General features: G+C 47.7%; 19 protein-coding genes. 2 read left to right on the top strand and 17 right to left on the bottom strand.

The genetic code is table 11. From position 1 onward, the window contains the following. Positions 1 to 25: 25 nt before the first annotated feature. Complete coding sequence (locus C558_RS0120815; RefSeq protein WP_018758233.1) at positions 26 to 673, bottom strand: FusB/FusC family EF-G-binding protein; 648 nt, start codon at positions 671 to 673, stop codon at positions 26 to 28. 362 nt (positions 674 to 1,035) lie between these two features. Here C558_RS0120815 and C558_RS31540 point away from each other — a divergent pair, with 362 nt between their 5' ends. Next, positions 1,036 to 1,242 carry a hypothetical protein gene (locus tag C558_RS31540; protein WP_018758232.1) on the top strand — a complete coding sequence of 69 codons (207 nt, stop codon included), beginning with the start codon at positions 1,036 to 1,038 and terminating at the stop codon, positions 1,240 to 1,242. A 111-nt stretch (positions 1,243 to 1,353) separates the two neighbouring features. Here C558_RS31540 and pdaA read toward each other — a convergent pair whose 3' ends face one another. The 5 genes from pdaA to C558_RS0120780 all read right to left on the bottom strand — a co-directional run bounded on the left by pdaA (position 1,354) and on the right by C558_RS0120780 (position 9,152). Continuing rightward, positions 1,354 to 2,118 carry a delta-lactam-biosynthetic de-N-acetylase gene (gene pdaA, locus C558_RS0120805; protein WP_018758231.1) on the bottom strand — a complete coding sequence of 255 codons (765 nt, stop codon included), beginning with the start codon at positions 2,116 to 2,118 and terminating at the stop codon, positions 1,354 to 1,356. A gap of 208 nt (positions 2,119 to 2,326) precedes the next feature. Continuing rightward, positions 2,327 to 3,916: an acetate--CoA ligase gene (locus C558_RS0120795; protein ID WP_018758229.1), complete on the bottom strand. Its 1,590-nt coding sequence runs from the start codon at positions 3,914 to 3,916 to the stop codon at positions 2,327 to 2,329. Between the two features lie 178 nt (positions 3,917 to 4,094). Next, positions 4,095 to 6,329, bottom strand: a complete 2,235-nt coding sequence (locus C558_RS0120790) for an ABC transporter ATP-binding protein (RefSeq protein WP_018758228.1) — start codon at positions 6,327 to 6,329, stop codon at positions 4,095 to 4,097. Positions 6,330 to 6,342: 13 nt separating this feature from the next. Further along, positions 6,343 to 6,873 (bottom strand): DUF1854 domain-containing protein, encoded by a 531-nt coding sequence (locus C558_RS0120785; protein WP_018758227.1) that lies wholly within the window; start codon positions 6,871 to 6,873, stop codon positions 6,343 to 6,345. Beyond that, complete coding sequence (locus tag C558_RS0120780) at positions 6,873 to 9,152, bottom strand: ABC transporter ATP-binding protein (RefSeq protein ID WP_018758226.1); 2,280 nt, start codon at positions 9,150 to 9,152, stop codon at positions 6,873 to 6,875. Before C558_RS0120780 ends, C558_RS0120785 begins: the two co-directional genes overlap by 1 nt. Positions 9,153 to 9,362: 210 nt before the next feature. Here C558_RS0120780 and C558_RS0120775 point away from each other — a divergent pair, with 210 nt between their 5' ends. Then, complete coding sequence (locus C558_RS0120775) at positions 9,363 to 9,653, top strand: hypothetical protein (protein WP_018758225.1); 291 nt, start codon at positions 9,363 to 9,365, stop codon at positions 9,651 to 9,653. Between the two features lie 79 nt (positions 9,654 to 9,732). Here C558_RS0120775 and C558_RS0120770 read toward each other — a convergent pair whose 3' ends face one another. The 11 genes from C558_RS0120770 to C558_RS0120715 all read right to left on the bottom strand — a co-directional run bounded on the left by C558_RS0120770 (position 9,733) and on the right by C558_RS0120715 (position 21,491). Further along, positions 9,733 to 11,178: a bifunctional 2-methylcitrate dehydratase/aconitate hydratase gene (locus tag C558_RS0120770; RefSeq protein ID WP_018758224.1), complete on the bottom strand. Its 1,446-nt coding sequence runs from the start codon at positions 11,176 to 11,178 to the stop codon at positions 9,733 to 9,735. A gap of 21 nt (positions 11,179 to 11,199) precedes the next feature. After that, entirely contained in the window at positions 11,200 to 12,321 is a 1,122-nt protein-coding gene (gene prpC / locus C558_RS0120765; RefSeq protein WP_018758223.1) for a bifunctional 2-methylcitrate synthase/citrate synthase, read from the bottom strand. Continuing rightward, the gene (gene prpB / locus C558_RS0120760; protein WP_018758222.1) at positions 12,318 to 13,208 is read right to left on the bottom strand and encodes a methylisocitrate lyase; all 891 of its coding nucleotides are present in this window, start codon (positions 13,206 to 13,208) and stop codon (positions 12,318 to 12,320) included. The genes prpC and prpB overlap by 4 nt, the downstream gene beginning before the upstream one ends. A 34-nt stretch (positions 13,209 to 13,242) precedes the next feature. Continuing rightward, the gene (locus C558_RS0120755) at positions 13,243 to 14,385 is read right to left on the bottom strand and encodes an acyl-CoA dehydrogenase family protein (protein WP_018758221.1); all 1,143 of its coding nucleotides are present in this window, start codon (positions 14,383 to 14,385) and stop codon (positions 13,243 to 13,245) included. Positions 14,386 to 14,420: 35 nt separating this feature from the next. Beyond that, positions 14,421 to 15,275: a 3-hydroxybutyryl-CoA dehydrogenase gene (locus tag C558_RS0120750; protein WP_026264049.1), complete on the bottom strand. Its 855-nt coding sequence runs from the start codon at positions 15,273 to 15,275 to the stop codon at positions 14,421 to 14,423. A gap of 15 nt (positions 15,276 to 15,290) precedes the next feature. Next, positions 15,291 to 16,460, bottom strand: a complete 1,170-nt coding sequence (locus C558_RS0120745; protein WP_018758219.1) for an acetyl-CoA C-acetyltransferase — start codon at positions 16,458 to 16,460, stop codon at positions 15,291 to 15,293. Then, entirely contained in the window at positions 16,460 to 17,611 is a 1,152-nt protein-coding gene (locus tag C558_RS0120740; RefSeq protein ID WP_018758218.1) for an acyl-CoA dehydrogenase family protein, read from the bottom strand. The genes C558_RS0120745 and C558_RS0120740 overlap by 1 nt, the downstream gene beginning before the upstream one ends. A gap of 170 nt (positions 17,612 to 17,781) precedes the next feature. After that, positions 17,782 to 18,252 carry a hypothetical protein gene (locus C558_RS32725; RefSeq protein WP_156826213.1) on the bottom strand — a complete coding sequence of 157 codons (471 nt, stop codon included), beginning with the start codon at positions 18,250 to 18,252 and terminating at the stop codon, positions 17,782 to 17,784. 330 nt (positions 18,253 to 18,582) lie between these two features. After that, positions 18,583 to 19,125, bottom strand: coding sequence for a methylated-DNA--[protein]-cysteine S-methyltransferase (locus C558_RS0120725; protein ID WP_018758216.1), 543 nt, complete (start codon positions 19,123 to 19,125; stop codon positions 18,583 to 18,585). A gap of 7 nt (positions 19,126 to 19,132) precedes the next feature. Further along, positions 19,133 to 19,705 carry a bifunctional transcriptional activator/DNA repair enzyme AdaA gene (locus C558_RS0120720; RefSeq protein WP_018758215.1) on the bottom strand — a complete coding sequence of 191 codons (573 nt, stop codon included), beginning with the start codon at positions 19,703 to 19,705 and terminating at the stop codon, positions 19,133 to 19,135. 106 nt (positions 19,706 to 19,811) lie between these two features. Next, on the bottom strand, positions 19,812 to 21,491 hold the full coding sequence (locus tag C558_RS0120715; protein ID WP_018758214.1) for an ABC1 kinase family protein: 1,680 nt from the start codon (positions 21,489 to 21,491) through the stop codon (positions 19,812 to 19,814). Positions 21,492 to 21,493 lie beyond the last annotated feature (2 nt).

Raw genomic sequence — 21,493 nt, 5'->3', positions numbered from 1 at the left:
GAACATATCCATCTGAATTAAAGCGTTATTTGCGAACGGAGAGAATGAACTTCTCCAGTGCTTCTGTATCGGTTATGCTCTGATTACATCCATGGTTCTCTATACATACGTATTGACCAATAGCTGAATAATTATCTGGCGAAGCGTTCGCAGGCTTGGTCTTGACTGTGAAGAATGCAAGCTCTTGATGCCGATTGCAGAACAGGCAATACCCTTTCTTATGTGTCGGCGTAATTCTTCCCTCGATGCCGATGAACTGTCCTTCGAACGGATATACAACGAATAATTTGTTCGTGGCAACATCTACCCAGCTCAGATACGTCACACGACGAAAATCGGTGGATGAGAGATCAGGAGCTTTCAGTTTCTTATTCTTAGGGAATAGCTTCTGAATCTGCTTCAGCGTAATCGGCGGATATGACTTTAGGTATGGTTCTAATCCGCTAAGATATCTCTGGAAATCATATGCCGTCTCGAAGGTCGTAATTTGTTCCAGCATCTTCTGCTGATTCTCTGTAAGATCGGGTATTGCTTCCATAATGATCGATGCAGCACGATATCTTACGGTCTCCAAGACGCTCCGATCTGCGACGGTTCGCAGTGTATTCTGAAGGAATTCCGATTGTTTCTTAATCACGTTAAATTGATGGTTTCTAATAAATGGTGTACTCATAGCTCTTCAGCCCCTTATTTGTTATGAAAGATCATAAGGTGCAAAGCCCACTATTAGAAACGATAAAGTTAAGTTTGGGCGATCGAATCTATTCTATCGCACCTCACGCAAAGTATCGCCCTAGATTAGGCTTTGCATGAGGACTTCCTAGCTAATGAGCAATTTAGCATTGCCATCTGTACCACCCCCAATGAATATCACGCAAAATTATAGCAGAAAATCCCAAAAGACGCAATTTTTCTTGGGTAGATGAGTCACCATTTCCAAGTCGCCTAATCCAAGATTTACATGATGTAGATCATATCCTTTCTACACCATTATCTTATATGCTTCATTCGTATAACCAACTGGAGGTGACATCAATGAAAATGAAAGTATTTGCTGTTCTTATGACCGCTGTAATCACAATAGGTATTGGAACCGTAGCCTATGCGTCGAATTATCTACCCGCTTCTTTCAAGGACATGATTCCTTTCATGAAGGAAATGCATCCACAGATGAATGATACGGAATTAGAACAAATGTACAATAACTGCCATTCGATGATGAATCGTTCATATGAAGGATAAAGAATACGCAAAATAAAGATTGTCTGAAAACATTCAGGCAATCTTTCTCATTTTATAGATCATCGAAACACTTCACCCAACAAAAAAACCTGGCCATCGGCCAGGTCCTTACTAATAATTCTTCATTTGCAACTGATCCAAACACTTAAACACATAACCCTGTCGTTTCGCTTCGGCGAGCATCGCACCTAAAGCCATCGTATTGTCTCGAGACACCGAGTGAAGCAATATCACTGCGCCCGGATGAAGTTGGTTCATCACCGAATCATATGCATACCGCCAACCGCGCTGCGCGTTCGTATCCCAATCTTTGTAAGCAATCGACCAGAATACGCTCGTATAACCGAGTTCCTTGCTAGCCTGAAGGACTCGCTCATTAAAAATCCCCCGCGGCGGCCGTAAATATGTCATCGATTGTTGATTCGTGATTCGCTGCACTTCGATCCTTACCTTGTCCAATTCCTCACGCAGCTTTGCATTCGATATTTGGCTCATATCTGGATGACTCCATGAATGATTACCAACCAGATGACCTTCAGCGACCATTCGCTTAATTAAATCCGGCTCTTCTTTGACATAATGCCCTGTGACGAAGAAGATTGCAGGTACTTGATGCTCCTTGAGAATATCGAGGATCTTCGGTGTAAAGCCGTTCTCGTATCCATTGTCAAAGGTTAAATATAATTCCTTCTTCGACACATCGCCGAGGAAAATAGAATTTTGACGCATCAAGATATCTTTAAATCCTTCTTCTTGAATGGAGGCCGACTGATGATTTTTGCTCTTCTTAAATCCAAAATGGTACGGATTGGTGCTCGATGCATAAGCTGCTTGATTCGTATATGGCACCGCCGTCATGACGAACAGCAGGATCATAACGGTCAGATATCGTACATGTGTGATGTTTATTCCCCTTTCTATCCAATCGTGATGTCAATCAACCCATAGATAATATCCCCGTTCCAGACAATGCTATTCCTAATCATGGTAAAAAAAAGGCACAAATGCAATCCAGGAATCACTTCATGCATTTGTGCCTTTGATTCAATTGCTCGAAAAATAGCGTTCCCTACCATTAATTTCCTTAGTTGCCCGCTGTCCGTTTCTCCTGCTCACGCAATGCAATGCGACGAATTTTGCCCGAGTTCGTCTTCGGTAAATCTTCAACAAATTCAATTTTGCGAGGGTACTTATAAGGTGCCGTCAGCTGCTTCACATGGTTCTGAAGCTCTCTTATTAGATCCTCAGAACCTTCTACATTCTCCTTGAGAACAATAAAGGCTTTCACCACATGGCCGCGAATTTCGTCAGGACTAGCAACCGCCGCACATTCTTTCACAGATTGGTGCTTCATCAAAGCGTCTTCCACTTCAAACGGTCCAATCGTATAACCTGAACTAATGATGATGTCGTCCCCGCGTCCTTCGAACCAGAAGTATCCGTCCGCATCTTTGGAAGCACGGTCCCCTGTGATGAAATAATCGCCGTGAATATTCGCTTCTTTCTTGTCCGGGTCTTTGAAATAGGTTTCGAATAATGCAGGCATGTCGCGATGAACGGCAATATCCCCTACTTCTCCAGCAGGAAGGACACTCCCCTCCGCATCAATAACTTCAACCAACCCTGGAGAAATGGATCTTCCCATGGATCCCAATCGGAAAGGCGCATCTTTCAGTGCTCCGATTAACAAAGTACTCTCGGTCTGACCATAACCGTCTCGGATCGTAATCTGGTGCTGCTGTTGGAACGAATGGATAACTTCTTGATTCAGCGGTTCTCCAGCTGATACAGCACTGCGGAGTGATGATAAGTCAAATTGGCCTAAGTTCATCGATTTCGCCATCAGTCGATATTCCGTCGGCGTACAGCACAAGACCTGAATCCGGTAACTCTGGATAAGCTCCAAATATCGGTTCGGTTGGAATGCACCGTCATAGACAAACCCAGTCGCTCCTCGGCCAAGCACCGATAAGAAAGGACTCCAAATCCACTTCTGCCACCCTGGTGCAGCCGTCGCCCACACCATATCATTTTCTTGAATATCAAGCCATGGCGTCGTGATCCGCAGATGTGCATAACCCCAACCATGACGATGCACGACCCCTTTCGGATTGCCTGTCGTTCCCGATGTGTAAGCTAGAATAGCCATATCATCACGGTGTGTTAATACCGTCTCGAAGGAATCTGGCTTGTCCTTCATTAATTCATCCAGAATCAACCAATTGGATGGTGCTGTATCGCGCGTCTCGAAGGCAGCAATCCGGAAATCTAAGGCAGGTAGTTCACTGTCAATCTGATCCACTTCTGTGATTCCACTGGCACACGCGATCACGGCGCGAGCTTCGGAGTGCTGAAGCCGATAAGACAGATCCTTCGCACGCAGCATCTCTGAAGATGGAATAATGGCAAGTCCTTGCTTCAAACACGCTAAATAAATGACATATGCCGTAATCCGACGCGGAACCATCACGAGAACTCGGTCTCCTTGACGCAATCCGAGATCCTTCATCCCTTGAGCCAATTGATTCGCTTGCTGCAGCAAGTTTCCATATGTAATCTCCTCGTAATCTCCAGCCGCATTCAGCCATTTGAGCGCGAGCTTATTCGGATCGTGACGATCCATCTCCGAGGTCAAATTATAATATTCTGGTGCAATCCAATCCTGGTAATCCATTATACCGTCTCCCTATGTTACATAATGAAGTCTTTAACTTATTTCATATTATAACACGTTATCACACGTTAATTTCCAAGAACGTTCACGATTCGATGCGATTGGGAGAGAAAACACAAGAACCACGCTCATGGGTGTTACCCCTTCACGTGGTCCTGCTGATTCTTAAACGGACGTTCTAGCTATTCACGACTTCCTCTAATTTTGGCTCAGCATCCGTCTTCGCCTTCGACATATTCCGCTGCGCCATGACGAGTTTGTAATAAATGCCTTCCTGCTGCATTAATTCATCATGGGTACCGACTTCGGCGACAGCACCTTTCTCCAAAACCAGTAGTCGATCTGCATTCTTCAGGGTAGCCAGACGATGCGCGATCGCGATTGTCGTACGGTTCTTCGTCACCCGCTTCAGCGCTTCTTGAATTTCAGACTCTGTCTCAATATCCAGTGAAGCCGTAGCTTCATCTAGGATGAGGATGCGTGGATTGTTCAACACAGCACGAGCAATGGCGATCCGCTGTCTTTCGCCGCCCGAGATATTATTACCATTCTCTTCGAGCTTGGTATCATAGCCGTCAGGCGATTTGATAATAAAATCATGCGCGTTCGCAATCTTCGCCGCCTGAATGACCTCTTCCATCGTTGCATTCGGCTTCGAATAACGGATATTCTCCATTATCGTACCGCTGAATAATAACGTTTCTTGAAGGACAACACCCACTTGTGAGCGGAGATCCTCTTGCTTAATATCACGAATGTCCACGCCGTCGATCATAATCGCGCCTTCATTCACATCATAGAATCGGGAGATCAGGTTGATGAACGTTGACTTGCCTGCACCGGAATGTCCTACAAGTCCGATCATCTCCCCTTGCTTGATCTCGAAATGAATGGATTTCAATACGGGTTCATAGGATTTGTATCCAAACGTAACATCCTGAAACGATATGGCCCCGTGCAATTGATGTTTGACCGATTTATCTGTATCGTTAATCTCTGGCTGTTCATCGATAACCGAGAATACGCGCTCAATTGAGATCAACGCATTCGCAATCCACCTTGGAATATTCATAAGCCATGCGAGCGGACCGTAGATCATTGCTGCATACCCTGTGAACTGGATTAGTTCCCCGAGGGACAGCTCATTACCTAGAATCATGTTACAGCCGACGAGCAACACGAAATATTGTCCGATCTGAATGAGATAGAATGAAATCGGCGATAGATAGCTGTAAACGTTCTCACTCTTAATTGCTGCCATGGCAAATTCTCGATTATATTGTCTGAATCGCTTAATCTCTCGCTCTTCTTTCCCGAAGGACTTCACGACACGAATCCCACTAAGGACATCGTGTAGGAAGGAGTTCGCTTTATCGAAAACCCGCCATTGCTGGTGAAATAATTTGCGAAGTATGGCGCGCCAGACAAAATATTGAATATAAGCAACGAGTGGCGCAGGTAAAATAATAATCAGTGCAAGGCGCCAATCGGTACTGAATAACAATCCTCCGACAGCTACCAGCATAATCATCTGGAACAAGGCCATCGTGAATACTTCTTGGATCAAGTTCCGGATCCGGTCCGTGTCGGATGTAATCCGGTTCATCATATCACCGGCACGCTGGGAGGTAAGGAATCCTAGGGATAAACTCTGAACCTTCTCAAACACGAGATTACGCAAATCCGCAGCAATTCTCGAGCTGACACGAGCCATAACCCTGCCTCGAAGTACGCCTAACAGTTCCCCCGCGACCAATCCGAACACAATCCCACCAATCGCAAACCAGAACATCGTCAGATTAGCACTTTGACCGGCAGGCGGCGCTAACGCTGAGTTGACGAGAATTTTCTGGAAATAGGGTCCTGTTAAAGTGACCACCGACATAACACATAAAATGATGAGTCCAAACACAAGCATGCGCCAATGAGATTTCGAGACTTGCCATAGCTTTTTGAACGCTGCAGCCTTATTCATACATTTCGGGCATAATCGCGTACCTGGAACAAGCGCGCCTCCGCAATTCGTACAGATCTGTTCTGCCTCATTATTGTAGATACGTATCTTGCTATTCGAAGACATATAGTTGAGAATTTGCGCCATGTAGGTTACACGCGCCGCATGCTGCATCGTACTTCGAATGATAATTCTTCGGACATCGCGATGGGTAGCTTCCATAATGACATTGCCTACTAAGGGAATCACCTTGTAATCGCTCGTCTCATGAATGGCGCAGGTCTCAATAACCTCTCCATCCATGACAACCACCCACTTCGTCTCCCCGATGACAAAGAAACCGTTCGTTCTTCTTCCATCAAGCGCTAAATCTGCCGGAACGCAGTACGTAATGGGCTCATCCAACACTTCCATTACCGCATGATGATCTTGCTCGGACAGTTCGAATTGCAGATTCATCGCAGTCGACCTCCTATATACACATTTCCACCATCCGGTATTCCTTCTCGCTTAGCTGCTTCACATTCTCGATCACAAAGCGATTGCCATCCACATCGATGACAAGCAGCTTGTTCTCGGTAACCGACTTCACATTGCCACTGCCGCTTCGGACCGTGAATTGACAATGGCCAGCACTCGTCTCTGTATTCCAATAGGAGTATCCGAATTCTTCTTTGATCGAGATCACCTTCGTAATGACGGGTGCGAAATATCGAATGTCTATTTGTTCTTCGAGAAGCACAGCTGTTTCTGGTGGAAAATCTTCATCTAATGCTTTGATGATACCCACTTCTTTATGTTCGCCCGTACGTACGGAGATATAGATTTTTCGATTCGTGTGAGGGAAGGAGCAATGAAGATACACCCCCTGAAAATCTTCATCTCCTACTTGAACAGCGAGCATATTCCCATCTGTTTTACGAAAAACCGCATTCTGAGCCGTTAAATAATTCAACTGCGCGGCAACGGATAAATCCGTGCGTTCATCAGCTATGGATTGCATTAGACCACCTCTCTCATTTTCAACGCTTCGTCATGTTTCATCACCATACCGGCATACATGCCATCTCTAGCAAGTAATTGTTCATGGGTTCCTTCTTCAACGACTTTACCACTATCCATGACAAGGAGATAATCTGCATTCCGTAAAGTTGATAATCGATGTGCAATGGCAATTGTCGTTCGACCTTCGACAAGTGATTCAAGCGCTTCCTGGATTTGAAGCTCCGTCTCCGTATCTAGCGAGGCCGTTGCTTCATCGAGAATCAAAATACGAGGGTTATGCAGTACCGCTCTCGCGATCGAAATCCGCTGCTTCTCACCGCCCGATAGATTATGCCCGCCTGTACCGACGATCGTATCGTAGCCATCAGGGAGCTTCGTTATGAAGTCATGCGCATTCGCAATTTTCGCTGCATGAATGATATCCTCCATTGTACAATCCGGATCCGCATAGGCAATATTCTCAGCGATCGTACCCATGAAGACATAGACTTCTTGCGATACAATGCCAATTTGCGAACGCATCGATGAGATGCTCAAGCTGCGAACATTATGTCCATCGATTCGAATCTCACCATCTGTCACATCATAGAGTCGAGAGATCAGATTCACGAGCGTTGATTTGCCTGCACCCGAATGTCCGACAACCCCAATCATCTGGCCAGGTTTCGCACGAAACGTTACATTCTGTAGAACCGGTTTGTTAGGCTCATAACCGAATGTCATATTCGACACATGAATTTCACCTTTCATCCGCTCCAAATGGACCGCATTGGGTTGTTCAGCAACTTCCGGTACAGCATCTTGAATTTCGAATATCCGCTGTGCAGCTGTCATGCAATACGACCACCAGTTCACGATATTGTTCATGAATTGAATCGGGCCATAGAGCATGTAGATGTAACTAACGAACGTCATGATCTGACCAAATGAGATCTCGCCGCTCATCACTTTCCAACCGCCAAATGCCCAGATCAGAATCCCACCGATTTGCGTGAGCATATTCAGAATTGGAAAAATGGTGCTGCCCATCAAGTTGAATGATTGTTCCGCATCCGAGAAATTGTGATTAGCTCGCTGGAACCGTTCCGACTCTTGCCGCTCCTTACCGAACGCCTTCACGACACGGGTTCCACGGATGGAATCACTGATCAATGCATTCATGATGCTCACGCGTCGGTGTCTGCGCCAAGACAATCGCCAGAGCTTCGGGAATACCCAGCGCATCAGCAGAATGACGATTGGAATTGGAATGAAACAAATTAAAGTGAGCTTCCAATCCATGATGAGCATCACGGTTGTAATCCCGATAATGTTCATTGCATTCACAATAAAGAACGAAATCCCGTCTACGAAAAAATACTGCAATTCCGTCGCATCATTATTGACACGGGTCATGAGCTGGCCGGTCTGCTTCTTCTGGAAGAAGTTCAGGGATAGCCTCTGCATGGATTCGAACACACTTGCTTTGAGATCAAATGCGACATTGGCGGCGAGTTTTGCATTCAACATGCTGAACACAACGCCAAATCCAAGTGAAATGGTTCGAAATGCTAAAATCAGTACGATGACGAGACCAATCTGCCCAGCAAAAGCACCCGTATTGTTAAGCGCTTGATCGAAGAGTACCGTTCCTTGCAAGTACGGAATGACAAGACCCGATGCCGAGTTAAGCAGCATGAATAGCACGATAAGGACAATAAGCCTCTTATACCCGCCTGCAATCGAGAGCAATCTCCCGAAAATCGCGTGTTTCTTCATACATTTCGGACAGATCTGCCTGCCTTCTTCCGGATAGATCATCCCACACTTCGGACATGAAGCTTGTTCCGAATGATCTTCGATTTCATCCTGACGAATCTCTTCCTGATTCTTCAGCTTTGTAACGAAGGAGGCTAATTTGGCGGCACGCGCCATTTCCCCGTTCGTGAACGCACCGATGGCACGCTCTTCTTGTTCATGAATGACGACGAGTCCTGATGCAACTAAATTAACGATGGAAATCTTCTCAATACTGTGGAGTGGAATGGATTCTACGAACTGATATGTAGTTGTGCGCGGCGTTTCTTTCGGAGTTCGTTGAATCCCTTTGAATATTTTCTGTGTAATCTGACCCTCTGTACTCGATACGATATGAAGTGCAACACTCGTAAGAATCAAATACGTACTGGCGAAGCCCTTGCCGTCTTTACTTCGATCACAATGCATCCAGTAGACAACATCGCTCGCCTTCACCTGTTGCAGTACAGACAGCACTTCGGCTTTCAACTTTTGGTTCATAGGCACCCCTTCCATCATTAACTCAACGTTATGTTTGTATCATGCGTTTAACGAAACACAATGATATTACCATAATTACTAGGTTCAGGAAATGATAATATTTCATTAAAATTGTTTTTGGTACCCTGTGCGTTGTCCTAGTACAACCTTGATCCGTCTCACATATAGTATAGTACGCAGTCATTCCTCCTGCGGGGGAGGTGAGTTGAAATGACATTTGTGCTAACAGGTTGGATGCTCTACACGATGTGGGTTCTGTTTGGATTAATGGGACTTAGCTTTTTGCTCGGATTGTACCGTGCATTGGTAGACAAGAAGTTCTCCAGCTCTCTCGTTCTTGACTATTTGAAAGACGTATTGTATTACGTGCTTCCACTCTTCGTACTTGCGAACGTCGTCTCCCTGGATTATACTGGCTATTTGCTCCTCGGCGCATATTACGTCGGCGCATTCGGGGTTGCTCTGAAGTATCTTGGGGATATGAAGAAAAAGTTATTGTAATCGGATTCAAGACTTTCATTGTACCGAATCACCTAGACACGAAGAAGGCTGCCGATTCGTCGGCAGCCCTTCTATGCGTTCATTTCGCGACAAATAAATCCATGAACTGATGCACGGTCATCTGTTCAAGCTCCGCCTGATCCGCACAACTTGAGAAGATTCGATTCGCCTGCTTCACAGCAAATCGACTTCTCACATTGGATTCGAACTTCTCCATCAGGAGAGGGATACCCTCTTGTCTTCTTCTGCGGTGTCCGATCGGGTATTCAATCTCTACTTTATCCGTTGCTGTGCCATCTACGAAGGTGATCTGTATCGCATTCGGGATAGAGCGTCGATGCTCATCCAGATAATCACGGGAATACCGCTCATCTTCTACGAGAATCATCTTCTGCCGCAATGCATCAATCCGAGGATCTGCTGCAGCGTTGTCTTCATAATGATCCGCATGGAGCGAGCCATGGAGAAGCCCAATGGCAACCATGTATTGCAAGCAATGATCTCGATCCGCAGGATTATGAAGCGGCCCAATCTTATCGATAATCCGCAGCGCAGATTCATGCGTTGTAATCTGAATGGTATCAATCTCTGCTAGACGATGAATCACCTTCGGGTGAAGCTGCAGTGCACATTCAACCGCCGTCTGGCCGTGGAATTCCGCAGGAAATGCGATTTTGAACAAGATATTCTCCATGACATAGGACTGGAACGGCCGCTCAATGCGCAGCGGTTGCCCATGGAATAACACGTCCTGAAATCCCCACGTCTTGGCTGTTAAGGCCGAAGGGTATCCCATTTCTCCCTTCAATGTCATAAGCGCTAAGTGCACGGCTCGGCTTGTTGCATCTCCTGCCGCCCATGATTTCCTGGTCCCTGTATTCGGCGCATGCCGATAAGTTCGCAGCGGATGACCATCAATCCAGGCATTCGACACCGCTTGTATGACTTCCTCTTGCGTACCGCCTAGCATCGCTGTTATCACAGCAGTAGAAGCGACTTTCACCAGGATTACATGATCCAACCCCACTCGATTGAAGCTATTCTGGAGTGCAAGGACGCCCTGAATCTCATGGGCTTTGATCATCGCCGTAAGTACATCCCGCATATGCAGCGGAGTTCCGCCTTCGGCTGTGCGGGTCCGGCTGATATAATCCGCCGTTGCGAGAATTCCACCCAAATTATCTGATGGATGTCCCCATTCCGCGGCAAGCCATGTATCGTTATAATCCAGCCAGCGAATCATCGTCCCGATATTGAAGGCAGCATTCAATGGATCGCTCTGATACGATGTGCCTGGAACACGAGCACCGTTCGGCACGATTGTACCGGGTACGATCGGACCTAGCAGCTTCGTACATTCCGGATAGCGCAGCGCTAGCAGCCCACAGCCCAATGTATCCAATAAACATAATCTTGCCGTCTGATATGCTTCTTCGCTATCAATCGATTGTTCCAACACATATTTTGCAATCTCGACGAGGAGCCGATCAGGTTGCGGCCTAGCAGCATGATGAGATAGAGACATGTATGAAGCTCCCTCCCCTATTCATGAACGCTGGTTGATTGGGACCCATGACATCGGTTCAGGCCCTGTATAATCCGCTTGAGGACGAATAATTCGCTTGACCTCCCGCTGCTCACGAATATGCGCCGACCACCCACTAATTCGGGAGATGACGAAGAGCGGTGTGAACAGAGCTGTAGGAATGCCCAACATCCGGTAGGCGGATGCGCTGTAGAAATCAAGATTCGGAAACAACCTTTTCTCGTCCCACATCACCTTTTCGATCCGCTCAGAGATCTCATAGAGTCGCATATTCCCCGCCTCCTCCGACAGCGTTCTCGACCAAGCCTTTATAATACCTGACCGGGGGTCGGAGATAGAATAGACGCGATGACCGAAGCCCATAATCAGTTCCTTACGCTCCAACATTTCCTTAATCCCGATTTCCGCAGCATCTGGGCTCTCAAAACGTTCAATCAAATCCATTGCCGCTTCGTTCGCACCCCCGTGAAGAGGTCCGCGTAGCGTACCGATGCCGGTTGTTACCGCCGAATAGAAGTCTGATCGTGTAGAAGCTGTAATCCGAGCGGCAAATGTCGATGCGTTGAACTCATGTTCAGCATACAGAATGAGGGAGGCATCCAGCGCCCGCTGATCAAGCTCACTAGCCTCGATGCCATGCAGTAACTCGAGAAAATGACTAGCGACAGACCGGCTCCCGGTTGCAGTCTCAATACGTACGCCCTTCGTCTGAAAATGAAACCAATAGAAGAGAATTGAAGCACTACTCGCGATAAGCCGATTTGCAATATCCTGTCCAGTTCCCTCATCGGATTCCGGCTCGAATGCACCAAGCGCAGATATGCCAGTTCGCAGTACATCCATAGGGTGCGTCGTGGCAGGGAGCTGTTCTAGTATTGTCTGCAATCCTGTAGGCAAATCTCTTAACATCGTTAGCTTCGTTTGATATTGCTGCAGTTCTTCGCTAGTCGGAAGTGCTCCATAGATCAACAAATACGCTGTTTCTTCAAATGTCCCTGCGCGAGCAAGATCATGAATCCTATAGCCTCGGTACGTAAGTCCTTTGCCTTCCTTCCCTACTGTTGAAATAGCCGTCTCTCCTGCGATGACATCCGCTAATCCATTATTGTGCCGATCCGTCAAGTTGGATCACTCCTCTCCGTAGCGAATAAACGATCCAGCTTCTGCTCGTAGCCCTCATAACCAAGTACGTCATACAATTCGGCACGCGTCTGCATCAGATCCAGCACGTTCTGCTGTGTACCATCCTGACGTATAGCCTGATAGACCTGCATGGCTGCCGCAGACATCGCCCGAAAGGCTGACAACGGATAAAGCGCAAGGCGTACACCCGAAGTCCGCAGTTCCTCAAGCTTGAAGAATGGAGTCCGCCCGAACTCTGTAAGATTCGCGAGCACAGGAACATTGACTTGCTCTGCGAAGCGACGATAATCCTCCAGACTTGTCACCGCTTCGGGAAAAATCATATCAGCCCCTGCTTCAACGCATGCACAAGCACGCTCAATGGCAGCCTCCATACCCTCGACGGCGATGGCATCCGTACGTGCCATAATGACAAATTGCGGATCAACGCGAGCATCGACAGCCGCTCGAATGCGATCTACCATCTCCTCTTGCGGGACTATGGCTTTATTCGGTCGATGACCGCATCGTTTGGCTGCGACTTGATCCTCGATATGAATACCAGCCGCACCTGCGCGATGCATCTCTTGCATCATCCGTGCGATTTGAAATGCCCCGCCAAAACCCGTATCGGCATCGACTAGTAGCGGCAGCTTGGTCACACTTGAGATTCGCCTGACATCCTCCAGACAATCTTGCAGTGTAGTAATTCCGAGATCAGGAAGCCCATAGGAAGCGTTGGCAATCCCTGCACCCGATAGATAGAGCGCTTGAAATCCAATATGTTCCGCCATCATAGCGGAGTAAGCGTTGATTGCACCCACGACTTGAAGAGGACGCTCCGTTTCTATTGCTTGACGTAATCGTAGACCGGGTGAGTCTACCATAGACGGTCACCTCCTATACAGAACATCTCATGCCTTATCGAAGCATTGAACCACTGATCACGATCCTGTGAATCTCATTCGTCCCTTCATAGATTTGGGTCACTTTCGCATCGCGAAACAGCCGTTCTGCCGGAAAATGATCTGTGCAGCCTTGGCGGCCAAGGATTCGTATCACTGCGCCAGTGACCCGCATCGCTGTATCCGAAGCGAACATCTTAGCCATCGATGATTCTTTCGTACAAGGCAAGCCCATTTGACGTAACGAAGCAGCACGATAGACAAGCAGCCTTGCGGCTTCAACCTGCGTCATGAGCTCCGCAATGAGATCGAGGTCCGATGGTGACCTCCTCCGTCTTCGTCCGCGATCATCGATCCTATGCCTATCTGTTCCATCTACGAGTTCAAGCGCTGCCTGCGCGATACCCCATGCTTGTGCTGCGATACCGATGCGTCCACCATCGAGCGTTCCCATCGCAATCACGAAACCTTCACCTTCTCTACCTAGGCGCTGAGTCACTGGAATTTTCACCTGATCCAGTGTAATCTCACAGGTATTCGAGCCATGAAGACCCATTTTCTTCTCCGCTTTGCCAATGCTAAACCCAGGACTATCCCGCTCAATAATAAAAGCAGAAATTCCACGAGCCCCTTGTAGTGCATTGGTCACTGCAAAAATAATATAAGTATCCGCTACGCCTGCGTTCGTGATAAAAATCTTCGATCCCGTTAATCGATAATGATCCCCTTCAAACGTTGCCATCGTTCGAATGGATGACGCATCCGAGCCAGCATGAGGTTCCGTCAGCGCGAACGCACCAAGTGCTTCTCCCGATGCCAGCTTCTGTACATAGTTCTCCCTCTGCTCGTCAGTACCGTAATGAAGAATTGGCAACGTGCCCACTGAAGTATGCACGGAGAGAATGACGCCCGCAGCAGCGCTGACTTTTGAGATTTCATGAATCGCGAGAATGTAGGATATGAAATCAGCCCCTGCGCCTCCCCATTGCTTCGGGATGGGAATGCCCATGAAGCCGCTCGCTCTCATCTCCTTCAGCAATTCCCGCGGAAAAGCACCCTCGAGTTCCATAGGAGCCACATGAGATACAAGGATTGTCTCCGCAAACTGCCGCACCCTGCTCTGCCACTGCTCTTGTTCGCTCGACAATCTGAGCTCCATCCGCAGGCACTCCTCTCTCATGAAGCGCGTAATTCTTATTGGTCATATACGAAGAACCCCCTACCCGTTTTTCGTCCGAGCCAACCTGCACTCACATATTTACGTAATAAAGGACATGGCCGATATTTCGAATCACTGAAACCTTGGTGCAATGTCTCCATAATGGATAGACATGTGTCGAGTCCAATGAAATCAGCAAGCGTAAGCGGTCCCATCGGATGATGCATACCTAGCTTCATCACTTGATCCACCGCTTCTGGTGCTGCCACCCCTTCATAGACGGTATAGATGGCTTCGTTAATCATCGGCATTAGAATTCGATTGGAGACGAAACCGGGTGCGTCCTGGACTTCCACGCCTGTTTTGCCAAGCTGCTGTGTTATGGCCTTGATCTGTTCGAAGGTCGCATCCGACGTGGCCAATCCTCGAATAATCTCAACTAGCGGTATGATCGGAACAGGATTCATAAAATGCATCCCGATCACCAGATCTGGACGACCCGTGACTGCAGCAATCGCGGTGATGGAGAGCGACGATGTATTGGTTGCAAGAATCGCATCCGGCATGCAAATGGAGTCCAATTCTTGAAATATCGCGGTCTTCAGTTCCATCTTCTCAGGGACCGCTTCGATCACAAGCTGTGAACGGTTTGCGATGCCTAGATCCGTAGATGGTTGAATCTGCTGCATAATCCGACTTTTGTCTTCCTCCGTCAAGCTTCCTTTCCGTACGAAACGAGTTAGAGAACCTTCTATCCCTACAACCCCTCGCTCGACGGCCGTTGATTCGATATCATAGAGCCCAACCTGGTAGCCGTGTTGTGCAAAAGTCTGTGCGATTCCACTTCCCATCTGACCTGCACCCAGCACCGTAACTTCTCGAATGGCTATTGGAATCACCTCATTCTATCCATCCACTTGAACCAGAATTGCATCCCCGTGCGCACCGCCGCTGCATATCGCTGCAATCCCTAAGCCCCCTCCCCTGCGCCGTAGTTCCATAATCAGACTCAGTAAAATTCTTGCTCCACTCGCACCTAACGGATGTCCTAGCGCAATCGCACCGCCGTTCACATTCACGCGCTCGATATCCCACGCGAGCATTCGTGAACAAGTGAGAATAACTGCAGCAAATGCCTCATTGACTTCGAAGAGATCAATCTCATCCATTCGATGCCCTGTCTTCTGCAGCAGCTTCTGAATCGCAACAGCTGGTGCTTGCGCAATATGACGCGCTTCCATTCCAATCGACGTATGACCGATAATCCGGGCAAGGGGCGTTAGAGAGCGACGTGCGGCTTCTTCCTTTGACATAAGTAGGAATGCTGCTGCACCATCATTCACGCCTGGCGCATTTCCAGCCGTCACAGTCCCCCCATCGCCAACGATTGGTTTTAACTGGCCCAGTTTCTTAAGATTGGTATCCATTCGCGGACATTCATCCGTATCCCTCTCACCTTGCGATGTGGATACAGAGATCACCTCATCTTTTATTTTCCCTTGTGTTATCGCTGCAACTGCGCGGTTGTGGCTTCGCAGAGCCCATTCATCTTGCTCCTCCCGGCTAATCCCTTGCTCTTGAGCCGCCTCATCGCCGTATTGCGCCATAAGTACCTGTTCGAAGGCGCACAACAGACCGTCATACTGCATCAGATCAATCAGCTCAGAGGAGCCCATCCTAACACCCCACCGCATGTTAGGTGCTGCAAAAGGCACTTTACTCATATTCTCCATTCCACCTGCAACGAAGATGGAGCCGTCACCCGCTCGAATCATCTGATCTGCCAATGTAACCGCTCGAAGCCCGGAAGCGCAGACTTTATTCACCGTCTCCGCCGATACATGTTGGCTAAGCCCTGCGAGCATTGCTGCTTGCCTCGCAGGACTTTGTCCCGCTCCCGCTTGAAGCACCATCCCCATGACAACGCCATCCACATCTGCAGGATCCATTAGACTTCGCTGCAGGGCTCCGCGGATGGCCGCACCACCCAGATCAACGGCCTTGACGCCTCGCCACATGCCTCCGAATTTACCGAATGCGGTTCGGCAGCCCGAGATAATCACGGTTTCCTGCATCACTTCACCACCTTCGAATCGGACCGAATACGTCTCCTAACATCCATATGGAATCCACCCGTACCATAATCCGATTCCAAACATTTCGCGTCGCGCATATATCGTTCTAACCCAACCTCTTGCATGTAGCCATATCCGCCGAAGATTTGTACAGCCTCGGTCGTAATTGCAACTGCTGCCTCCGCTGAGTACAATCTAGCCATTGCCGCTTCCTTCCTACAGGATAATCGCTGATCCATTCGCCATGCGGCCTGATACGTAAGCAATCGTGCGGCTTCCAACTTCACGGCCATATCTGCCAATTTGAAAGCAATCCCTTGCTGACGGCCAATGATTTTGCCGAATTGAACCCGCTCTTTTGCGTAAGCTGCCGCTCGATCAAGTGCACCTTGAGCAATTCCCACAGCCTGTGCGGCCGCACTGAGATGACCTAAATCAACCCATGATACAACCTTGCTACGCCCACTTCGTACAGAGCCAAGACGATTCGAATAAGGCACCTCGCATTGCTCCAGAACCACTTCAGCCGTTGGATACGATCGAAGTCCGATCTTGCGCTGCAGCTTGCCAAGTTTGAACCCCGGATTTCCCTCCTCTACGATAAAGGCTTGATATCGCTTTCTCGACCCACTTGGAACAAATGCAAATAAGATATAAAGATTCGCGATCCCCACATTAGCGACACAAGGATGGTTCCCATCCAAGACCATGACATCCCCTGCCCTATGTGCCAATAGTTGGTCTCTCTGACTCTCGCTGTCTGCACGCCCGACCGGAAAACCAATCCCCCCGATCTTCACCCCCTGCGCCAAATCATGCAAATGCAAAGCCTTCTGTTTTTCATTACCGTTGCTGTATAACAGCCAACTCGCATAAGCGGTATGTGCTGCAAGCACAGCAGCTGAAGAAGCACAAATCGCCGCCAGCTCTTCAATCACAACCGTATATGTCAGACAATCTCCTGCTGCACCTCCGTATTGTTCTGGAATGAGTATCCCTGTGAGACCCAATTCTGCCATCTTCTTGACAATCGCACTGTCAAATGTCTGCTCCTCATCACGTTCCTTCACTCGGAGTGCTAATTCACTGCGTGCAAAGTCTCGAAGAACAGAGCGCGTCATCTCAAGTTCTTCAGAACCAAGAAACTGCATATCTCCTCCCTCCTTACCGGGGTCTTAGGATGGACAAAGTTCGACGTAAACCGCATTCATCGTATTATATGAGGGGACCATTCGGATTAAGTACATCACAACAACAAAAACGCAGCATCAAATGACACTGCGTTTGCGATGCAATGGCTTCTACCAATCCATCGGGATCGTTATTGGATAGACAAAGATCCTATGAAGCCACTAGCACTTGTTGGGCCAACGGGCCCTGTGGGACCCGCCGCACCAACAGGTCCAACGCCTGATCTGATTTCAAACGCTGAAGCCGCCATTTTCACATCGATATTGAATAGAAATAATTGAATTGCATGAATGTGGGCTGTGATTTGTTTATGATTATTTGTCCCATGCAGTGCAAAGTGTAGCAATGCATCCAGCATGTTCTGCAGTGCAGAACTCTGATTTGCCAGAGACATGTTCCCTTGACTCAGTAAGTCTAGCAGCTGCTGCAAGGATCCCTTTACAGGGTTCAATCTGGAAGGAGGTAGATGCAACTGATCCATAAATTGTTGGAGATTCTTTACGATAGGATGGATATGCTGGATATGCTGAAAGTGTCTTATCTGCCGCAATGGATCTACCTCGACTCGAAGCTGCTCGACCAGCACAATCAGCTGCTCCATTTCAATCGTCGTTAGATTTACCCTTCTACGTGGATGGCAATAGAATAATTGACATCCTCGTCTAATACGCCGCCTAGGTTGTTGATATTGTAGCTCCATTCGTATACATTTCTTACGCGCATGGATAGGCCAATGCTGGTTCATGTTCAGATCACCTCTTCATATTCTTACGCGGGATGCCTGTCACTTCCCTATCATATGCACTTGCGGATTCAATTCTTTAGGTGCATTCCTTATTTAATAGCGATAGATACCTAAATCTCGATTCAACAGCATATCGACGACAAAAAACCGCTACTATCGCAGCGGCTAGCAATATCTAATTTCATATTAAATTGTGACACTCATTCGCGCATGATTCCGTTCCAATTGCAGCAGCTTTGTCTTCATTTCCAATCCACCACGATAACCAGTCAATGCGCCGTTTTTTCCAATAACACGATGACATGGGATGCCTATCAGCACAGGATTCGCTCCAATTGCAGCTCCTACCGCTCGTACTGCAGCAGGCTTTGAAATGGAATGAGCGATATCTGCGTACGACTTGGTCTCCCCGTAGGGAATACTGCACAACGCCTGCCATACCGCAAGCTGGAACGAAGTCCCGATCGGATCGAACGGAATGGAGAAATTGGACCGTGTGCCTTCCAAATATTCCATCAATTCTTCGCGGATGAGCTTCAACCCTTCATCATCTTGAATCCAAGGATGGTCGGTACGATGTTTTGCAACGGTGGCAAGCATTTCCTCAAAAGGTCGATTCGGCGAGCCGACATAACAGAGCCCCTTATCCGTAGCAGCGAAGTACAGCTTCCAGCCATCATGAAGGACAGATGACCAGTAAATGTTGTTCAATGGATTTATGATTTTCATAGATTATTCACACCTCTTCCTTTAACGGATTTCGATAGGACTCGCGATATGCAACCGGCGTGAATCCTGTGCTTTTTTTGAACCAGGTTACGAAATAAGGGATGTTCGGCATCCCTACCCTCCCGGCAATCGTTGATATCGCGATATCTGACTTGCGCAATGATTCCTTAGCTTTCTCTAATCTCGTCCGTTGAACATATTCGCCCGGCGTAATTCCCATAACACGCTTGTAAATTCGATGCAGATGATAAGGACTTCCATGACATGTATCTGCAATCATTTGAAGCGATATGGGGTGTTGATAATTCTCTTCTATAAACCGAGATATTTGGTCAGCCCATTCGGCATCAGGTAATCGCTGACCCGTAGGCTTGCACCGTTTGCATGGTCGATATCCGGCATTTAGCGCTTCGTCGGCATTCCGGAAGACACTGACATTATCTTTATTCGGCGGTTTGGATTTGCAGGAAGGTCTACAGAAAATACCTGTCGTCTTCACGGCATAGTAGAACTGATGATCATAGGCAGCATCATTCTGCAGAATAGCTTGCCACTGCACATCTGGAATTTGATCCATCATCGGGTCTCACCTCTAAGAACAGTATAACCAAGTGACTGACCCGATGATAGCCTGCCTGAATGGAAGCGCAAGATTTTGAAATGAACGAAGGAATTCGAAACCTTCCTCATCGCTGCTTGGAACGTAAAGACCTGATCATCTCGAAGACGAGCCATAGGACGAACAATACAGCAATACCTAGACCCATCTCAATCACCGGAAATCTAGTAAGAGTTGTCTTATGACCAATCGATGACCCTATAATGAGACCTACCATCAAAATACTGAATGCGAGCAGAACAATACTGAACGATACTTTATCCGCCACACGATCCAATTTATGTAGAAATTTCGTTAATTCCGGAGCCGTTACTTCGATCCGAATTTTCCCTCTCTGCAGCTGAGTGAGTAAATTTCTCAAACTCGTTGGCACTTCGGTGAGCAAGTCAAAAAATTCTGGAATGTCATCGAGCCACTGCCGACCGATACGAATCGGGTCAAACTGTTCCTTGAATAGCCTACGCCCATAAGGCTCAGCGATTTCAAATATGCTAAACTCAGGGTCCAGAGCTGTTACAACGCCTTCCATGGTGAGGAGTGTCTTACCGAGCATCGTTAACTCGGAAGGGATACGGATTCGGTGACCTCGTGCAACCCGAAATAAATCATTCACAGCCTCGCCAATATGCACCTGGCTTAGCGGGACTTGAATATATTTATCTCTTAACTCATCGACATCTAAGCGTAGAGCGGCATCATCAACATCATCCGGAACAATCCCCATCTTCCCTATGGCTCGAATGACCCCTCTGGAGCTCTGATTGCGCAGTGCAATTACAAGAAGCGCGAAATGCTTCTTCATGGCATCCGACAGCCGTCCCACCATCCCAAAATCAAGCAATATGAGATCTCCATCTTCTTGTACCAACACATTTCCAGGATGCGGATCTCCATGAAAGAAACCTTCAATCAGAACCTGATGAAAAATAACCGATGCGAATTGTCTAGCAATTTCTGTGCGATTATGTCCCGTTTCCATCAACCCAGCGTGATCAGACAGCTTGATCCCTGTCACATATTCCATTGTTAGGATGCGTCGCGTACAATACTTAGGAAATAATGAAGGTACCTGTACATGCTGCAAATGCTTGCATTGCTTCGCGAACTTCTCACCATTACGCGCTTCGGCGGAGTAGTCCAACTCCGCATGGAGTGAACGGGCTAACTCGTGAACAATTTCTGTAAGGCGGTAGTCCCGCGCCCATTCCAAGCGTTTCTCCGCAAGAATTGCAAATTCAGCCAGCATCCCGAGATCAGTCTCGATGATCTCTTGAATTCGCGGTCGTTGTACTTTCACAGCGACCTGTGTGCCATCATGCAATGTCGCTTGATGAACTTGCCCAATAGAAGCTGAAGCCAAAGGAACCAATTCGAAATCAAGAAAAACATGCTGAAGACGATCTCCAAGCTCATCCTCAACAATCTCCACTACCTCATCAGAATGGAACGGTGGTACTTGATCCTGCAGCTGTTCAAGCGCTGTTATGACATCCGCTGGCAACAAATCCGGTCGTGTGCTAGCAATTTGCCCGAGCTTCACGAAGGTAGGACCTAACTCTTCAAGAATCAGACGAATTCGCTCACCAATGGACTTCTTATGTACATCATGTCTTTCGTTGCTACGCAAAAACGGAACCAATTCCAGTAAGTCAAGATCATGGACGATAAAACCGAAGCCATTGCGAACAAGCGCAATGGCAATTTTCCGATACCGTTTAAGCTGGCGTATTCTTTTCCTAATCTGCATAC

Source organism: Paenibacillus terrigena DSM 21567, assembly GCF_000374845.1.
GTDB classification, from domain to species: domain Bacteria; phylum Bacillota; class Bacilli; order Paenibacillales; family Paenibacillaceae; genus Paenibacillus_K; species Paenibacillus_K terrigena.
The sequence above is the reverse complement of the archived record's forward strand: the minus strand, read 5'-3'. Positions and strand labels throughout refer to the sequence as shown.

What these genes read in the sequence shown, in the direction of transcription:
- C558_RS0120815 (WP_018758233.1), bottom strand. Translation starts at nt 673, where the DNA reads ATGAGTACACCATTTATTAGAAACCATCAATTTAACGTGATTAAGAAA.
- C558_RS31540 (WP_018758232.1), top strand. Translation starts at nt 1,036, where the DNA reads ATGAAAATGAAAGTATTTGCTGTTCTTATGACCGCTGTAATCACAATA.
- pdaA (WP_018758231.1), bottom strand. Translation starts at nt 2,118, where the DNA reads ATGATCCTGCTGTTCGTCATGACGGCGGTGCCATATACGAATCAAGCA.
- C558_RS0120795 (WP_018758229.1), bottom strand. Translation starts at nt 3,916, where the DNA reads ATGGATTACCAGGATTGGATTGCACCAGAATATTATAATTTGACCTCG.
- C558_RS0120790 (WP_018758228.1), bottom strand. Translation starts at nt 6,329, where the DNA reads ATGAATCTGCAATTCGAACTGTCCGAGCAAGATCATCATGCGGTAATG.
- C558_RS0120785 (WP_018758227.1), bottom strand. Translation starts at nt 6,873, where the DNA reads ATGCAATCCATAGCTGATGAACGCACGGATTTATCCGTTGCCGCGCAG.
- C558_RS0120780 (WP_018758226.1), bottom strand. Translation starts at nt 9,152, where the DNA reads ATGAACCAAAAGTTGAAAGCCGAAGTGCTGTCTGTACTGCAACAGGTG.
- C558_RS0120775 (WP_018758225.1), top strand. Translation starts at nt 9,363, where the DNA reads ATGACATTTGTGCTAACAGGTTGGATGCTCTACACGATGTGGGTTCTG.
- C558_RS0120770 (WP_018758224.1), bottom strand. Translation starts at nt 11,178, where the DNA reads ATGTCTCTATCTCATCATGCTGCTAGGCCGCAACCTGATCGGCTCCTC.
- prpB (WP_018758222.1), bottom strand. Translation starts at nt 13,208, where the DNA reads ATGGTAGACTCACCCGGTCTACGATTACGTCAAGCAATAGAAACGGAG.
- C558_RS0120755 (WP_018758221.1), bottom strand. Translation starts at nt 14,385, where the DNA reads ATGGAGCTCAGATTGTCGAGCGAACAAGAGCAGTGGCAGAGCAGGGTG.
- C558_RS0120745 (WP_018758219.1), bottom strand. Translation starts at nt 16,460, where the DNA reads ATGCAGGAAACCGTGATTATCTCGGGCTGCCGAACCGCATTCGGTAAA.
- C558_RS0120740 (WP_018758218.1), bottom strand. Translation starts at nt 17,611, where the DNA reads ATGCAGTTTCTTGGTTCTGAAGAACTTGAGATGACGCGCTCTGTTCTT.
- C558_RS32725 (WP_156826213.1), bottom strand. Translation starts at nt 18,252, where the DNA reads ATGGAGCAGCTGATTGTGCTGGTCGAGCAGCTTCGAGTCGAGGTAGAT.
- C558_RS0120725 (WP_018758216.1), bottom strand. Translation starts at nt 19,125, where the DNA reads ATGAAAATCATAAATCCATTGAACAACATTTACTGGTCATCTGTCCTT.
- C558_RS0120720 (WP_018758215.1), bottom strand. Translation starts at nt 19,705, where the DNA reads ATGATGGATCAAATTCCAGATGTGCAGTGGCAAGCTATTCTGCAGAAT.
- C558_RS0120715 (WP_018758214.1), bottom strand. Translation starts at nt 21,491, where the DNA reads ATGCAGATTAGGAAAAGAATACGCCAGCTTAAACGGTATCGGAAAATT.